Genomic DNA, 14,236 nt, shown 5'->3' on the forward strand with positions numbered 1-14,236 from the left:
AAGGGCTGTTCAGCCCAACAGTTCGGCCAATAATTTACCGAAACGTTGCTGCTGGCGTTTCTGCTGCAGCTGGCTGGCGCGGAAAATCGCCTTCAGATCGTCCAGCGCGTGGGCGAAATCGTCGTTGATGATCAGGTAATCGTACTCGACGTAGTGGCTCATTTCGCTGACCGCTTCACGCATCCGGCCTTCGATGATCTCGTCGCTGTCCTGGCCGCGATTGGTCAGGCGCTGGCGCAACGCCTGCTGGCTCGGCGGCAGGATGAAGATCGAACGGGCCTGGGGCATCAGCTTGCGCACCTGCTCGGCGCCTTGCCAGTCGATTTCCAGGATCAGGTCATGGCCTTCGTCGAGGGTCTGCTGCAGATAGCTTTGCGAGGTGCCGTAGAGGTTGCCGAAGACTTCGGCGCGCTCCAGGAAGTCGCCGTGTTCGGCCATCTTCACGAATTCTTCGCGGTCGACGAAGTGATAGTTCACGCCGTTCACTTCGCCCGGGCGCATGGCACGGGTGGTGTGCGAGACCGAGACGCGGATCTGCGGCTCGGCGTCGATCAGGGCCTTGACCAGGCTGGTCTTGCCGGCGCCCGAGGGCGCGGAAATGATGTAGAGAGTGCCGGTGCTGTGGGTCATGTTGTTAGCCTTACTCAATGTTCTGCACTTGTTCGCGCATTTGCTCGATCAACACCTTGAGGTTGACCGCCGCCTGGGTGCTGCGCGGGTCGAAGGCCTTGGAGCCCAGTGTATTGGCTTCGCGGTTGAGCTCCTGCATCAGGAAGTCGAGGCGGCGACCGGCCGCGCCGCCGGACTTGAGCACCCGGCGAACTTCGATGATATGAGTGCTCAGGCGATCCAGTTCTTCGGCCACGTCGCTCTTTTGCGCGAGCATGACCATTTCCTGTTCCAGCCGTTGCGGGTCCAGCTCGGCCTTCATATCGGCGAAGCGGTCGAGGACTTTCTGACGCTGGGTGGCGAGCATCTGCGGGACCAGCTCGCGCAGGGTGCTGACGTCTTCTTCGATGGAGGTCAGGCGCTCGTTGATCAGCCGGGCCAGCTCCGCGCCTTCACGCTCGCGACCGGCCTTGAGTTCTTGCAAACCTTGGTTGAACAGCGCCAGCGCCTCGGCGTTCAGCGCTTGCGGGTCGCTCGCGTCACCCACCAGCACGCCGGGCCAGGCCAGGACTTCCAGCGGGTTCAGGGCGGCGGGGTTCTTGATCAGGCTGGCGACGGTTTCAGCGGCAGCGACCAGTTGCGCGGCGCGCTCGCGGTCCACTTGCAGGGTCTTGCCGGTATTTTCTTCGGTGAAACGCAGGGTGCATTCCAGTTTGCCCCGGGACAGGCCCTGGCGCAGCGCTTCGCGCACACCGCCTTCCAGGTCGCGGAAGGACTCGGGCAAGCGCAGGTGCGGCTCCAGGTAACGGCTGTTGACCGAGCGCAGTTCCCAGCTCAGCGTGCCTTGGGCCCCGGCTTTTTCGACGCGGGCGAAGGCGGTCATGCTGTGCACCATGGGGGTTCCTCGCAATGCAGGCCGCCCGACGGTGGTCGTGGGCCTGGGATCTGTAGATAAAAGCCCGAGGGCAGCAAAGGCGCAGGATTGTAGCGCAGTGGGACGCAAGCGCCCAAACAGCTCCGGTAACAAAGCGCCGCAGCCCGTCGGCCGGGGCTTTGAGGGCGCTCACCCGCGCCAGCTTTTTAGCGCTGTGCGACGTTTTAACTGCCCTCTGACGGTTCACGGCTCTATAATGCCAGGCAGTTTTCCGTCCTCTGTACAGGTGTTCCCTATGAAACGTCCAAGTGGTCGCGCTGCCGATCAGCTTCGCTCGATCCGCATTACCCGCAACTACACCAAACACGCCGAGGGATCTGTACTGGTCGAGTTCGGTGATACCAAGGTCATCTGCACCGTCAGCGTCGAAAACGGCGTGCCACGGTTCCTCAAGGGCCAGGGCCAGGGCTGGCTGACCGCCGAATACGGCATGCTGCCGCGCGCCACCGGTGAGCGGAACCAGCGTGAGGCCAGCCGTGGCAAGCAGGGCGGTCGTACCCTGGAAATCCAACGGCTGATCGGCCGTTCGCTGCGCGCTGCGCTGGACATGTCCAAGCTGGGCGACGTGACGCTGTATGTCGATTGCGACGTGATCCAGGCCGATGGCGGCACCCGTACGGCCTCCATCACCGGGGCCATGGTTGCGCTGGTCGATGCCTTGAAAGTGATCAAGAAGCGCGGCGGCCTCAAGGGCGGCGACCCGCTCAAGCAAATGATCGCCGCTGTGTCCGTGGGCATGTACCAGGGCGAGCCGGTGCTCGACCTGGATTATCTGGAAGACTCCGCCGCCGAGACCGACCTGAACGTGGTCATGACCAGCGCCGGCGGTTTCATCGAAGTCCAGGGTACCGCTGAAGGCGCGCCGTTCCAGCCGGAAGATTTGAACGCTATGCTGGAGTTGGCGAAGAAAGGCATGAACGAGATCTTCGAATTGCAAAAGGCCGCGTTGGCCGACTGATCGATCCCTGCTTCAAGACAACAAGGAGAGCGTCATGAGTGATGAGCAAATCCTGCTGCCCCAGCCGAGCCAAGAGGCGCGTCAATGGGCAATGTTTTGTCACCTGTCCGCCTTGTTGGGGATCTGGATTCCGTTTGGCACGCTGATCGGGCCGTTGGTGCTCTGGCAGCTCAAGCGTGAATCCGACCCGTTCATCGATGCCCAGGGCAAGGAAGCGCTGAACTTCCAGATCACCGTGGCGATTGCTTCGGCGATCTGCCTGCTGCTGATGATCGTGGTGATTGGCTTCTTCCTGTTCGGCCTGGTGGCCATCGGTGCGCTGGTGCTGACCATCATAGGTGGCGTGAAGGCCAATGAAGGGCAGCCGTATCGGTATCCGTTCACCTGGCGGTTGGTCAAGTAACGATCAATGCCGTGATTCAAAGGAAATGCCCCGATTTATCGGGGCATTCCTTTTTAACAAAAATGTTTTTCTCCATGTAGGGCATACAATTGCCCGACGCATTATCGTGCGCATACATGTACCGCTCTTAAATTTTTAGTCACAACTCACGAAGTTTCAAAGCGGTCTATGTCCTTGGCAATAACACGCGTCGATTGATAGAGTTGCCCCAAGTTATATTCCTTTAGAAATATTTCGATATATTCAGACCATTGAAGGTCCCTGAATTCAAAGCCAATCAGTGTTGAGGCAATCAACCTGTTCAAGCGGCGTGCCCAGGTAAAAAGTTCGCCCTGAATAGATATATTCAAAGAATAAACACTTATGTTTCAGCTCGACTTCTACGGAACCCTTGTCGCCGCCTCTTTAGTGCTTTTGCTGGGCCGCGGTCTTGTTAAACGTGTCGGTTTTCTACGCGTCTACAATATTCCCGAACCCGTGGCGGGAGGGTTGGTAGTTGCCCTGATTCTCCTGGCGTTACGGGGGCTTGAAGTTGAAGTGCGTTTTGATACTTCATTGCAAACACCCTTGATGCTGGCGTTTTTTGCCACGATTGGCCTGAGTGCGGATTTCGCCAGCCTGAAGAAAGGTGGGCGCGTGGTGGGGATTTTCCTGTTGGCGGTCACCGGCCTGTTGGTGGTCCAGAATGCCATGGGCATCGGACTCGCAAAAGCATTGGGGCTCGATCCGTTGATGGGATTGCTGACCGGCTCGATTACCTTGGCGGGCGGTCACGGCACCGGCGCGGCGTGGGGAACGGTGTTCAGCGAGAAGTTCGGTCTGGCTTCCGCCTCCGAGCTTGCGATGGCTTCTGCGACGTTTGGCTTGGTGTTGGGTGGCTTGATCGGTGGGCCGGTTGCGCGCCTGCTCATCAAGCGTGTCCAATCGCCCGGCGGCCTTGAGCCAGAAAAGCCCCGCGTGCCCAAGGGCTTCGAACAGCCAAACAAAGAGCGCTCGATTACGCCATTTTCGTTTATCGAGACGCTCGCCCTGATCGCGGTCAGCCTGTTGGCCGGCACGCTCCTGAATGGACAGCTCCACGACACCGCATTCGAGTTACCGACGTTCGTTTGTGTCCTTTTCGTGGGTGTTATCCTGCGCAACGGGCTTTCGGCCCTCGGCCTGTATCAAGTATTCGAGCGAGAAGTGTCCGTGCTCGGCAACGTCAGCTTGTCACTGTTCCTGGCGATTGCCTTGATGTCACTCAAGTTGTGGGACCTGGCATCACTGGCCTTGCCGATCTTTATCATTCTGGCGGCCCAGACATTGGTCATGGCCCTGTTTGCGATTTTCGTGACGTTCAGGCTCATGGGCAGTCACTACGATGCCGCGGTATTGGCGGCGGGGCATTGCGGTTTTGGACTGGGCGCCACGCCAACGGCCATCGCCAACATGCAAGCCGTGACGCAGCGCTACGGACCTTCGCAGATAGCGTTTCTGGTGGTGCCGATGGTAGGGGCGTTCTTCATCGATATCATTAACGTCATCGTCATCAAGTTGTACCTGGCCCTGCCGTTTTTTGCCGCGGCTTGATGATCGAGGCGCTAGCGCGCCCCATGAAAAATGCCCGTATCTTGCGATACGGGCATTTTTTGGGGCGATCGGCTTGAAGGCTGTCGCCGATACGCTTAGATGGTCAGCGTCCAGTCGTAATCCACGATCAGCGGCGCATGCTGCGAGAACCGTGGCTGGCGCGGCAGGCGGGCGCTGCGTACGAAGCGGCGCAGCCCAGGCGTCAGCAACTGGTAGTCGAAACGCCAACCGAGGTTGAGCATTTCGGCCTGCTCGTTGTCCGGCCACCAGCTGTACTGGTCGCCTTCGCGGCTGACTTCACGCAGGGCATCGACATAGCCCATGTTGCCAATGATCTCGTCCATCCAGGCCCGTTCCGGCGCCAGGAAACCAGGAGATTGTTGGCTGTCGCGCCAGTTCTTGATATCCAGCTTCTGTTGCGCCACGTACAGCGAGCCACAATAGATGTACTCGCGACGTTTGCGCCGCTGTTTATCCAGGTAACGGGCGAAGTCGTCCATCAACTTGAATTTCTGATTCAAATCTTCATCGCCGTTCTGCCCCGAAGGGAGCAGTAAGGTCGCGATGCTGACCTTGTCGAAATCGGCTTGCAGGTAGCGCCCGTAGCGGTCCGCCGTCTCGAAACCGAGACCGTTGATGACAGCCTTCGGTTGCAGCCGCGAGTACAAAGCCACGCCACCCTGGGCGGGGACTTCGGCATCGCAGGCATAAAGGAAGTAACCATCCAGTTGGAAGGCTGCATCGTCCAGTTCAAAGGCGGAGGCGCGGGTGTCCTGCAGGCAGATGACGTCGGCATTCTGTGCTTGCAGCCAACTGAGCAAACCACGCTCCACTGCAGCCTGAATACCATTGACGTTCACACTGATGATCCGCATAAATGGCCCCAAAAATCACGTGCGTGTATGATACACGCCGTGTACCTATTTAGCTAAATCCGCGGTATTTGAGGCTTTTTTCATGCAGGCGTATCAGCGCGATTTCATTCGTTTTGCCATCGATCGCGGGGTTTTGCGCTTCGGTGAATTCACCCTCAAGTCCGGGCGCACCAGCCCGTACTTCTTCAATGCGGGCCTGTTCAACAGCGGAACCGCCCTGGCGCAGTTGGGCCGTTTCTATGCGGCGGCCATCGTCGAGAGCGGCATCCCGTTCGATGTATTGTTCGGCCCGGCCTACAAAGGCATCCCGCTGGCTGCCACCACCGCCGTCGCCCTGGCCGAACACCATGACCGCGACCTGCCTTGGTGTTTCAACCGCAAGGAAGCCAAGGCCCACGGCGAAGGCGGCAGCCTGGTCGGCGCGCCGCTGACCGGCGATGTGTTGATCATCGACGACGTGATCACTGCCGGCACCGCCATTCGCGAAGTGATGCAGATCATCGCTTCCCAGGAAGGTGCCAAGGCGGCCGGCGTGCTGATCGCCCTGAACCGCCAGGAGCGTGGCAACGGTGAGTTGTCGGCGATCCAGGAAGTGGAGCGCGATTTCGGCATTCCGGTGATCAGCATCGTGTCGCTGAACCAGGTGCTGGAGTTTTTGGCCGACGACCCGCAGCTCAAGCAGCATTTGCCGGCGGTTGAGGCTTATCGCGCGCAGTTCGGTGTCTAAAAGGCTTGCGCCAAGCCTTGTGGGAGCGAGCTTGCTCGCGATGGCGGCCTATCATTCAGCATTACTATTGACTGACCCACTGCTATCGCGAGCAAGCTCGCTCCCACAGTAGTCAGAAAAAAAGACCCCGCTCAACCTGGTTGAGCGGGGTCTTTTTTTACCGGTATCGCTTAAGGACGCTTGCGATTGCTGATCAACGTACCCACACCCGTATCGGTGAAGATCTCCAGCAGAATCGCATTCGGTACCCGGCCATCGATGATCAGCGAGCTGCCGACGCCGCCCTGTACCGCTTCCAGCGCGCAACGAATCTTCGGCAGCATGCCGCCGTAGATGGTGCCATCGGCGATCAGGTCATCTACCTGCTGGGTCGACAACCCGGTCAGGACCTTGCCGGTCTTGTCCATCAGGCCGGCGATGTTGGTCAGCAGCATCAGCTTTTCAGCTTTCAGTGCCTCGGCAACCTTGCCCGCCACCAGGTCGGCGTTGATGTTGTACGACTCACCGTTGGCGCCCACGCCGATTGGCGCGATCACCGGGATGAAGTCGCCCTTGACCAGCAGATTCAGCAGGTCGGTGTTGATGCCGACCACTTCGCCCACATGACCGATGTCGATGATTTCCGGCTGGGTCATCTCCGGCGTCTGGCGGGTGACGGTGAGTTTCTTCGCCCGGATCAGCTCGGCGTCCTTGCCCGTCAGGCCAATGGCGCTGCCGCCATGGCGGTTGATCAGGTTGACGATGTCCTTGTTGACCTGGCCGCCGAGGACCATTTCCACCACATCCATGGTCTGTGCGTCAGTCACGCGCATGCCGTCGATGAAGTGGCTCTCGATCGACAGGCGCTTGAGCAGGTCGCCGATTTGCGGGCCGCCGCCATGGACCACCACCGGGTTGATGCCCACGGCCTTCATCAGCACGATGTCGCGGGCGAAGCCGGTTTTCAGCTCCTCGCTTTCCATCGCGTTGCCGCCGTATTTGATCACCAGGGTCTTGCCGACGTAGCGTCGGATATAAGGCAACGCTTCGGACAGGACCTTGGCGGTGTTGGCGGCGGCTTCGCGTTCGAGGGTCATTCAGGGCTCCGGTAGTGCTTCAAAAAATCAAAACGGTAGTTGGAGATCAGGTGCAACACGTTTGAGTTGGGTGTGGAACACGTCCTTGATGCGCTGCAGTTCAGCCTCGTTGTCGGCCTCGAAACGCAGCACCAGCACCGGGGTGGTGTTGGACGCGCGGACCAGGCCCCAGCCTTGTGGGTAGTCGACCCGTACACCGTCGATGGTGGTCAGTGCGGCGCCTTCGCCCCACTGGGCGTCGTGCAGTGCATCAATGATGCTGAATTTGCTCTCTTCGGTCACATGGATATTGATTTCCGGCGTAGAAATATCGTTCGGGAAGGTCGCGAACAGTTCTTCGGCCGTGGATTTTTCCTTGCTGAGGATCTCCAGCAGGCGCGCGGCGCTGTAGATACCGTCGTCGAAACCGAACCAGCGCTCCTTGAAGAAGATGTGGCCGCTCATTTCACCGGCCAGCAGGGCGCCGCTCTGTTTCATTTTCTTCTTGATCAGCGAATGACCGGTTTTCCACATCAGCGGACGACCGCCATATTCCTTGATCAGCGGGACCAGGCGACGGGTGCACTTAACGTCGAAAATGATTTCGGCATTCGGATTGCGCGCCACTACGTCGCGAGCGAACAGCATCAGCAGGCGGTCGGGGAACACCACGCTGCCGGTATTGGTCACCACGCCGACGCGGTCGCCGTCGCCGTCGAAGGCCAGGCCCAGGTCGGCGTTGGTTTCCTTGACCTTGGCGATCAGGTCTTGCAGGTTTTCCAGTTTGCCCGGGTCCGGGTGGTGGTTAGGGAAGTTGCCGTCCACGTCGCAGAACAGCGGGATGACTTCGCAGTTCAGGGCTTCGATCAGTTGCGGAGCGATCACGCCGGCCGCGCCGTTGCCGCAGTCGACCACCACTTTCAGGCGTCGGGCGAGCTTCACGTCCTTGACGATCTCGTCGTTGTAGCGCTCGAGGATGTCGACCTTGGTCACGCTGCCCTGGCCGCTGCTCAGGTCGTTGGTCTTGAGGCGGGTGTGCAGGGCCTGGATCTGCTCGTTGGCGAGGGTGTCGCCGGCGATGACGATCTTGAAGCCGTTGTAGTTCGACGGGTTGTGGCTGCCGGTGAGCATGACCCCGGACTTGCCAGCCAGCACGTTGGCGGCGTAGTACAGCGCAGGCGTGGGCACCAGGCCCACGTCACTGACGTGGCAGCCGCTGTCGGCAACGCCTTTGATCAATTGTTCGACCAGCTCGGGGCCCGACAAGCGGCCGTCGCGGCCGACGCACACGTTCGGTTCACCCTGGGCCAGGCTTTGGGAGCCAATGGCGCGACCGATCCAGTAGGCGGTTTCGGCGGTGAGGGTTTCCGGTACCACGCCACGGATGTCGTAGGCGCGGAAGATGCTATCAGGGAAGATCGGGGCGATTGCGGCTGGGGTGTTCATGGGCGGGGCGCTCTATCAGGAAAGTGACTGGACAGGCCGACACTGGGTGTCGGCAGGCTCAAGCTGAAGGGTATGACGGCGTTTTTGACAGAGAGTTCGTGGTGGGAAAATGCCATGAGACAGCGTTACCCCGGCCTCGCTCGCCTAATACATTGATTCCGGATGGGAAACCTAGCAGAAAGCCATTGCGCATTTTTTGTCCTGAAACAGAAGCTTAACAAACGGGCCGGGCAGGACGCCCGGCCCGGAACCGCACGGTCAATGGCTGCCGGAGTGCCCGAAACCACCGGCGCCGCGCTGGCTCTCGTCGAATTCCTCGACCAGTTCGAAGTGGGCCTGGACCACCGGCACCAGCACCAACTGCGCGATGCGTTCGCCCACAGCAATGTTGAAGGCCGTTTGGCCGCGGTTCCAGCACGACACCATCAATTCGCCCTGGTAGTCGGAATCGATCAGGCCCACCAGGTTGCCCAGCACGATGCCGTGCTTGTGGCCCAGGCCCGAGCGCGGCAGGATCAGCGCGGCCAGGCCCGGGTCGCCGATGTACACCGACAGGCCGGTAGGAATCAGCAGGGTCTGGCCTGGTTCCAGGATCGTGTCCTGCTTGAGCATCGCCCGCAGGTCGAGGCCGGCGGAGCCCGGTGTGGCGTATTGCGGCAGCGGGAATTCGCTACCGATGCGTGGATCGAGAATCTTGGCTTGTAAGGCGTGCATGAAAATTAAACCTGGTTCAGACGTTCGGCGATAAAAGTGATCAGCTGGCGGGCAATCTTGCTCTTGCTGGTCTGGGCGAAAAGCGTGGCGTGCAACTGGCGGTCGATCACGCTGCAGGCGTTTTCTTCGCTGTTGAAGCCAATGCTCGGATTGGCGACGTCGTTGGCGACGATCAAGTCGAGGTTCTTGTCCTTGAGCTTGCGGGCGGCGTAATCGAGCAGGTGTTCGGTCTCGGCGGCGAAGCCGACACTGAACGGGCGGTCGGGGCGGGTGGCGATGCTGGCCAGGATGTCCGGGTTGCGCACCATTTGTAGTAGCAGGCCGTCGCCGCTTGTAGGGTCTTTCTTCAATTTTTGCGGGGCAACGACTTCGGGGCGGTAGTCCGCTACCGCAGCCGAGGCGATGAACAGGTCGCAGGGGATGGCCGCTTCACACGCCGCGAGCATGTCCCGGGCACTGACCACGTCGATGCGCGTGACCCGGTCCGGGGTTGGCAGGTGCACGGGGCCGGTGATCAGCGTCACCCGGGCGCCGGCTTCCACGGCGGCTTCGGCCAGGGCGAAGCCCATTTTCCCGGAGCTGTGGTTGGTGATGTAGCGCACCGGGTCGATGTTTTCCTGGGTCGGCCCGGCGGTGATCAGCACGTGCTTGCCGGTCAGGGCCTGGCGCTGGAAGCAGTCGGCGGCGCACTGGGCCAGGTCCGTGGCTTCGAGCATGCGCCCCATGCCGACATCGCCGCAGGCCTGGCTGCCGGAGGCCGGGCCGAAGACTTTCAGGGCGCGGCTTTCCAGCAATTGCAGGTTGGCCTGGGTGGCCGGGTCGCGCCACATGGCCTGGTTCATGGCGGGTGCGACGGCGACCACGGCGTCGGTGGCGAGCACCAGGGTGGTCAACAGGTCGTCGGCGATGCCTTGGGCCAGGCGGGCGATCAGGTCGGCCGTGGCCGGGGCGATCAGCACCAGGTCGGCCCACTTGGCCAGTTCGATATGGCCCATGGCGGCCTCGGCCGCCGGGTCGAGCAAGTCCAGATGGACCGGGTGCCCCGACAAGGCTTGCATGGTCAGTGGGGTAATGAACTCGCTGCCGCCACGGGTCATGACGACCCGTACTTCCGCGCCCTGGTCGATGAGTCGGCGAACCAGCTCGGCGCTCTTGTAGGCGGCAATGCCGCCGCCGACGCCCAGAACGATGCGTTTCCGATACAGCCGCTGCATAGGCCTGCCTTTCGATTTCAGTGGTCAGTGCAAGGCGAACCCCTTGGCAGCAGCTGCCAGGGTGCAAATCGCCTGCAAAAAAGATGGGCTACGATATCACAGCGACCGCTACGGAACAGCGGCGCCCACAATCAGGCAGATGCCATGAGTATTCGCGATTGGCCTGTGGCCGAGCGGCCGCGGGAGAGGTTATTGGCGCTGGGGGCGGGGAGTCTTTCGGACGCCGAGCTGCTGGCGATTTTTTTACGAACCGGCGTGTCCGGCAAAAGCGCGGTGGATCTGGCGCGACAACTGTTGATTCAATTTGGCAGCCTGCGCGCGCTGCTTGAAGCGGATCAGATCACATTCAGCAACCACATGGGGCTCGGGCCGGCGAAGTTTGCCCAACTGCAGGCGGCTCAGGAAATGAGTCGGCGGCATTTGGCTGAACGAGCGCGGGAAAAGACCATGCTGGAAAGCCCGTTCGCGGTTCGTGAATACCTGAAATCCATGCTGCGCCACGAACCCCACGAGGTGTTCGGTTGCCTGTTTCTCAATTCCAAGCATCAGGTGCTGACCTTCGAGGCGCTGTTTCGCGGTTCTATCGACAGCGCCAGTGTCCATCCCCGGCAGGTGGTCAAGCGCGCACTCGCCCACAACGCCGCCGCGTTGATCCTGTGCCACAACCACCCCTCCGGCAACACCGAGCCCAGCCAGGCCGACCGGGTGCTCACCGAGCGGCTCCAGGAGGCCCTGGAACTGATCGACGTGCGGGTGCTCGACCACTTCATTGTTGGCGATGGGGAGCCGCTGTCGATGGCGGAGTATGGGTGGATGTAGGCGCGGTCTGACGATACGAGGCCTTTGTGGGAGCGAGCTTGCTCGCGATAGCGGTCGGTCAGTCAACATCGATGTTATCTGACGCGCCGCAATCGCGAGCAAGCTCGCTCCTACAGGGTTTGCTATGGGCCGGGGTTACTTGAGGCTGACCTTGGAGTAATCCTGCCGCCCAAACGGGCTTACTGCATAACCCTGCACATCCTTGCGGGTCAGTGCGAAGGCGGTGGGGTGCGCCAGGGGCAGCCACAGGGCCTGCTGCTGGATCTGGGCCTGGGCCTGCTCGTAGAGCTTGGCACGCACGCCTTGTTCGCCGGTGGTCTTGCCGGCGCTGATCAGTTTGTCCAGGTCCGGGTTGCAGTAGCGGGCGAAGTTGGTGCCGGACTTGAGTGCCGCGCAGGAAAACTGCGGTGTGAGGAAATTGTCCGGGTCGCCGTTGTCGCCGGCCCAGCCCATGAACAGCAGGTCATGTTCGCCGGCCTTGGCGCGGCGGATCAGTTCGCCCCATTCGATCACGCGGATTTCCGCCTGGATGCCGATCTGCGCCAGGTCGGATTGCAGCAGCTGGGCGCCAACGCTGGGGTTGGGGTTCAGCAGGCTGCCGGAAGGGCGGGTCCAGATGGTGGTCTGGAAGCCTTCCTTCAAGCCGGCCTTGGCCAGCAGGTCGCGGGCCTTCGCTGGGTCGTGGGCGTAGCCGGGCAGGCTCTTGGCGTAGCTCCAGGTGTTGGGCGGGTAGGGGCCGTTGGCGGCTTCGGCGGTGCCTTCGAAGACAGTCTTGAGGTAGCTGGCCTTGTCGAAGGCCAGGTTGATGGCTTGTCGCACCTCAGGCTTGTCCAGTGGCGGATGCTGGCTGTTGATCGCCACGAACGCGGTCATGAAGGCGTCGGTCTGGGCCACGCTCAGGGTCGATTCCTGCCGGGCGGCCTGCACGTCCAGCGGCTTGGGCGACAAGGCGATCTGGCATTCGTTGCGGCGCAGTTTCTGCAGGCGCACATTGGCATCCGGCGTGATAGCGAAGACCAGCGGGTCCACTTTGGGCTTGCCGCCGAAATAGGCTTCATTGGCCTTGTAGCGGATCGAGGCGTCCTTCTGGAACCGGCTGAAGATGAACGGGCCGGTGCCGATCGGCTGATTGTTGAGTTTTTCCGGCGTGCCGGCCTGCATCAGCTGATCGGCGTATTCGGCCGAATAGATGGAGGCAAAGCCCATGCTCAACGTTGCCAGGAAGGTCGAATCGGCGTGATCGAGGGTGAAACGCACGGTCAGCGGGTCCAGGGCGTCGATTTTCTTGATCAGTGCCGGCAATTGCATGGACTGGGCGTGGGGGAAGCCGCTTTGCGCAACCTTGTGCCACGGGTTCGCCGGGTCGAGCATGCGCTCGAAGCTGAACTTCACGTCCTCGGCGGTCAGGTCGCGGCGCGGCGTGAAGTACTCGGTGTGATGGAACTTGACCTGTGGCCGCAGCTTGAACACGTAGGTCAGGCCATCGGTAGAGATCTCCCAGCGCTCGGCCAGGCTGGGGACCACTTTGCCGCTGGCGGTATCGAAATCCACCAGGCGGTTCATCAGCACGTCGGCGGAGGCGTTGGTGGTGGTCAGGGAGTTGTACTGGACGACATCGAACCCTTCCGGGCTGGCTTCGGTGCAGACGCTCAGGGCGGCGGCCCAGGCCTGCGGGGTGATCAGCAGAGGGGCGAGCAACAACGGTAGGGCAGCGAGGCGCATGGTCGGTTTCCTGTGCAAGTCGAAGGCCCATCTGCGAGTGCAGTCTGGAAAAAGCCTACCCTAGTGGGCTCGCCGCCAAATGACTATCCCCTTTTTGCATTTTCCGGCACTCTGCGGCGACGGTATGGGTGGCCAGAACCTGCCGCACGTGAAAAAAACCTGCGTGCAGCGACGAGCGGTCAGGGGCCGTGCCAGCCTCTGCCCCAGCCGTCCGGGGCGGTGAGCCGATGTTTCTCCAGGAAGACAAATCACATCGGCTGTTGTTGCGCTGTGGTCTTTCTGGTATAAAGCAGCGCTCTTTTCTAGGGGCCCGGTTCCTTCACTGTAGGTGTAGCCGGTAAGACCCTTAAAGAAACGCGGCGCCTGGCGCCAAATGACTGAGAGATTAAGCGGCCAACCCATGCCGGGTTGGGCATGTGGTTTTAGAGGGCTGAGGCATGTCGAGAGTCTGTCAAGTTACCGGTAAGGGTCCGGTGACTGGGAATAACATTTCCCACGCAAACAACAAAACCCGTCGTCGTTTCCTGCCGAACCTGCAGCATCACCGCTTCTGGGTTGAAGAAGAGAAACGTTTTGTGCGTCTGCGCGTATCTGCCAAGGGCATGCGTATCATCGACAAGCGTGGCATCAGTGTCGTGCTGGCCGAACTTCGTCGCGATGGCAAGGTTTAAGGGAGCTAATCATGCGTGAATTGATTCGTTTGATCTCGAGCGCCGGTACTGGTCACTTCTACACTACCGACAAGAACAAGCGTACTACCCCGGACAAAATCGAGATCAAGAAATATGATCCGGTTGTTCGCAAGCACGTGATCTACAAGGAAGGCAAAATCAAGTAATTGATTTTTCCCTCTTACGAAAAAGGCCCGTATCGCGAGATACGGGCCTTTTTTGTTGCTCAGGTTTCGTGGTCAGCAACGAGAGGGGTCAACCGCAGTGGATGCTGACAATGATCCTGTTGGCATCGGTGTGCAGGTTGATGCGTCGCGGACGCAGGTCCCAGCTCGAAGGATACTTCGGCCCCGTAGCGCGTACGGGAGCCCCATTGGCCAAGGCGCGAACCTCTTCAAGCAGCTCGGGGGTGCATTTTTGGCCGATGGTGTATCGGGCGATGGCCAGGTCGCATTGATCGGGTAAGACGGGCATGTTTGCCTCCTTGCAAATAGTTATGGGGTCGGGGCGCTCACTT

At 60.6% G+C, this 14,236-nt stretch carries 15 protein-coding genes and 1 pseudogene; 7 read left to right on the forward strand and 9 right to left on the reverse strand.

The window, feature by feature from the left end; all coding sequences use genetic code 11:
- Window positions 1-9 precede the first annotated feature (9 nt).
- Both gmk and J4E63_RS28285 read right to left on the reverse strand, forming a co-directional pair.
- Window positions 10-630: a guanylate kinase gene (gmk, locus tag J4E63_RS28280; protein WP_207283976.1), complete on the reverse strand. Its 621-nt coding sequence runs from the start codon at window positions 628-630 to the stop codon at window positions 10-12.
- Between the two features lie 10 nt (window positions 631-640).
- Window positions 641-1,504: a YicC/YloC family endoribonuclease gene (locus J4E63_RS28285; RefSeq protein WP_060740055.1), complete on the reverse strand. Its 864-nt coding sequence runs from the start codon at window positions 1,502-1,504 to the stop codon at window positions 641-643.
- 274 nt (window positions 1,505-1,778) lie between these two features.
- Here J4E63_RS28285 and rph point away from each other — a divergent pair, with 274 nt between their 5' ends.
- The 3 genes from rph to gltS all read left to right on the forward strand — a co-directional run bounded on the left by rph (window position 1,779) and on the right by gltS (window position 4,476).
- Window positions 1,779-2,501: a ribonuclease PH gene (gene rph / locus J4E63_RS28290; protein WP_060740056.1), complete on the forward strand. Its 723-nt coding sequence runs from the start codon at window positions 1,779-1,781 to the stop codon at window positions 2,499-2,501.
- Between the two features lie 34 nt (window positions 2,502-2,535).
- Window positions 2,536-2,904 carry a DUF4870 domain-containing protein gene (locus J4E63_RS28295; RefSeq protein ID WP_207283977.1) on the forward strand — a complete coding sequence of 123 codons (369 nt, stop codon included), beginning with the start codon at window positions 2,536-2,538 and terminating at the stop codon, window positions 2,902-2,904.
- Between the two features lie 363 nt (window positions 2,905-3,267).
- Window positions 3,268-4,476 carry a sodium/glutamate symporter gene (gene gltS / locus J4E63_RS28300; protein WP_207283978.1) on the forward strand — a complete coding sequence of 403 codons (1,209 nt, stop codon included), beginning with the start codon at window positions 3,268-3,270 and terminating at the stop codon, window positions 4,474-4,476.
- A gap of 95 nt (window positions 4,477-4,571) precedes the next feature.
- Here gltS and J4E63_RS28305 read toward each other — a convergent pair whose 3' ends face one another.
- On the reverse strand, window positions 4,572-5,351 hold the full coding sequence (locus tag J4E63_RS28305; protein ID WP_013694557.1) for an exodeoxyribonuclease III: 780 nt from the start codon (window positions 5,349-5,351) through the stop codon (window positions 4,572-4,574).
- Between the two features lie 82 nt (window positions 5,352-5,433).
- Between J4E63_RS28305 and pyrE the strand changes: the two genes are divergently transcribed.
- Window positions 5,434-6,078 (forward strand): orotate phosphoribosyltransferase, encoded by a 645-nt coding sequence (pyrE, locus tag J4E63_RS28310; protein ID WP_072406083.1) that lies wholly within the window; start codon window positions 5,434-5,436, stop codon window positions 6,076-6,078.
- A 170-nt stretch (window positions 6,079-6,248) separates the two neighbouring features.
- Here the strand turns inward: pyrE and argB are convergent, their stop codons facing one another.
- The 4 genes and pseudogenes from argB to coaBC all read right to left on the reverse strand — a co-directional run bounded on the left by argB (window position 6,249) and on the right by coaBC (window position 10,507).
- Window positions 6,249-7,154, reverse strand: a complete 906-nt coding sequence (argB, locus tag J4E63_RS28315) for an acetylglutamate kinase (protein ID WP_025216133.1) — start codon at window positions 7,152-7,154, stop codon at window positions 6,249-6,251.
- A 27-nt stretch (window positions 7,155-7,181) separates the two neighbouring features.
- Window positions 7,182-8,585, reverse strand: a pseudogene (locus tag J4E63_RS28320) (phosphomannomutase/phosphoglucomutase); the annotation flags it as partial.
- Between the two features lie 252 nt (window positions 8,586-8,837).
- Window positions 8,838-9,293 carry a dUTP diphosphatase gene (dut, locus tag J4E63_RS28325; protein ID WP_053126549.1) on the reverse strand — a complete coding sequence of 152 codons (456 nt, stop codon included), beginning with the start codon at window positions 9,291-9,293 and terminating at the stop codon, window positions 8,838-8,840.
- Between the two features lie 5 nt (window positions 9,294-9,298).
- Window positions 9,299-10,507 (reverse strand): bifunctional phosphopantothenoylcysteine decarboxylase/phosphopantothenate--cysteine ligase CoaBC, encoded by a 1,209-nt coding sequence (coaBC, locus tag J4E63_RS28330; protein WP_003206865.1) that lies wholly within the window; start codon window positions 10,505-10,507, stop codon window positions 9,299-9,301.
- 144 nt (window positions 10,508-10,651) lie between these two features.
- Between coaBC and radC the strand changes: the two genes are divergently transcribed.
- The gene (gene radC, locus J4E63_RS28335; protein ID WP_192262501.1) at window positions 10,652-11,326 is read left to right on the forward strand and encodes a DNA repair protein RadC; all 675 of its coding nucleotides are present in this window, start codon (window positions 10,652-10,654) and stop codon (window positions 11,324-11,326) included.
- A gap of 135 nt (window positions 11,327-11,461) precedes the next feature.
- Here the strand turns inward: radC and J4E63_RS28340 are convergent, their stop codons facing one another.
- On the reverse strand, window positions 11,462-13,048 hold the full coding sequence (locus J4E63_RS28340; protein WP_207283980.1) for an ABC transporter substrate-binding protein: 1,587 nt from the start codon (window positions 13,046-13,048) through the stop codon (window positions 11,462-11,464).
- Window positions 13,049-13,485: 437 nt separating this feature from the next.
- Here J4E63_RS28340 and rpmB point away from each other — a divergent pair, with 437 nt between their 5' ends.
- Both rpmB and rpmG read left to right on the forward strand, forming a co-directional pair.
- Entirely contained in the window at window positions 13,486-13,719 is a 234-nt protein-coding gene (rpmB, locus tag J4E63_RS28345; RefSeq protein ID WP_003177273.1) for a 50S ribosomal protein L28, read from the forward strand.
- Window positions 13,720-13,730: 11 nt separating this feature from the next.
- Entirely contained in the window at window positions 13,731-13,886 is a 156-nt protein-coding gene (gene rpmG, locus J4E63_RS28350) for a 50S ribosomal protein L33 (RefSeq protein WP_003177274.1), read from the forward strand.
- A gap of 88 nt (window positions 13,887-13,974) precedes the next feature.
- Here rpmG and J4E63_RS28355 read toward each other — a convergent pair whose 3' ends face one another.
- Window positions 13,975-14,193, reverse strand: coding sequence for a peptidase inhibitor (locus J4E63_RS28355; protein WP_103310997.1), 219 nt, complete (start codon window positions 14,191-14,193; stop codon window positions 13,975-13,977).
- Between the last annotated feature and the right edge of the window lie 43 nt (window positions 14,194-14,236).

This window comes from Pseudomonas sp. FW300-N2F2 (assembly GCF_017351655.1).
Taxonomy (GTDB): domain Bacteria; phylum Pseudomonadota; class Gammaproteobacteria; order Pseudomonadales; family Pseudomonadaceae; genus Aquipseudomonas; species Aquipseudomonas fluorescens_AA.

What these genes read in the sequence shown, in the direction of transcription:
- gmk (WP_207283976.1), bottom strand. Translation starts at nt 630, where the DNA reads ATGACCCACAGCACCGGCACTCTCTACATCATTTCCGCGCCCTCGGGC.
- J4E63_RS28285 (WP_060740055.1), bottom strand. Translation starts at nt 1,504, where the DNA reads ATGGTGCACAGCATGACCGCCTTCGCCCGCGTCGAAAAAGCCGGGGCC.
- rph (WP_060740056.1), top strand. Translation starts at nt 1,779, where the DNA reads ATGAAACGTCCAAGTGGTCGCGCTGCCGATCAGCTTCGCTCGATCCGC.
- J4E63_RS28295 (WP_207283977.1), top strand. Translation starts at nt 2,536, where the DNA reads ATGAGTGATGAGCAAATCCTGCTGCCCCAGCCGAGCCAAGAGGCGCGT.
- gltS (WP_207283978.1), top strand. Translation starts at nt 3,268, where the DNA reads ATGTTTCAGCTCGACTTCTACGGAACCCTTGTCGCCGCCTCTTTAGTG.
- J4E63_RS28305 (WP_013694557.1), bottom strand. Translation starts at nt 5,351, where the DNA reads ATGCGGATCATCAGTGTGAACGTCAATGGTATTCAGGCTGCAGTGGAG.
- pyrE (WP_072406083.1), top strand. Translation starts at nt 5,434, where the DNA reads ATGCAGGCGTATCAGCGCGATTTCATTCGTTTTGCCATCGATCGCGGG.
- argB (WP_025216133.1), bottom strand. Translation starts at nt 7,154, where the DNA reads ATGACCCTCGAACGCGAAGCCGCCGCCAACACCGCCAAGGTCCTGTCC.
- dut (WP_053126549.1), bottom strand. Translation starts at nt 9,293, where the DNA reads ATGCACGCCTTACAAGCCAAGATTCTCGATCCACGCATCGGTAGCGAA.
- coaBC (WP_003206865.1), bottom strand. Translation starts at nt 10,507, where the DNA reads ATGCAGCGGCTGTATCGGAAACGCATCGTTCTGGGCGTCGGCGGCGGC.
- radC (WP_192262501.1), top strand. Translation starts at nt 10,652, where the DNA reads ATGAGTATTCGCGATTGGCCTGTGGCCGAGCGGCCGCGGGAGAGGTTA.
- J4E63_RS28340 (WP_207283980.1), bottom strand. Translation starts at nt 13,048, where the DNA reads ATGCGCCTCGCTGCCCTACCGTTGTTGCTCGCCCCTCTGCTGATCACC.
- rpmB (WP_003177273.1), top strand. Translation starts at nt 13,486, where the DNA reads ATGTCGAGAGTCTGTCAAGTTACCGGTAAGGGTCCGGTGACTGGGAAT.
- rpmG (WP_003177274.1), top strand. Translation starts at nt 13,731, where the DNA reads ATGCGTGAATTGATTCGTTTGATCTCGAGCGCCGGTACTGGTCACTTC.
- J4E63_RS28355 (WP_103310997.1), bottom strand. Translation starts at nt 14,193, where the DNA reads ATGCCCGTCTTACCCGATCAATGCGACCTGGCCATCGCCCGATACACC.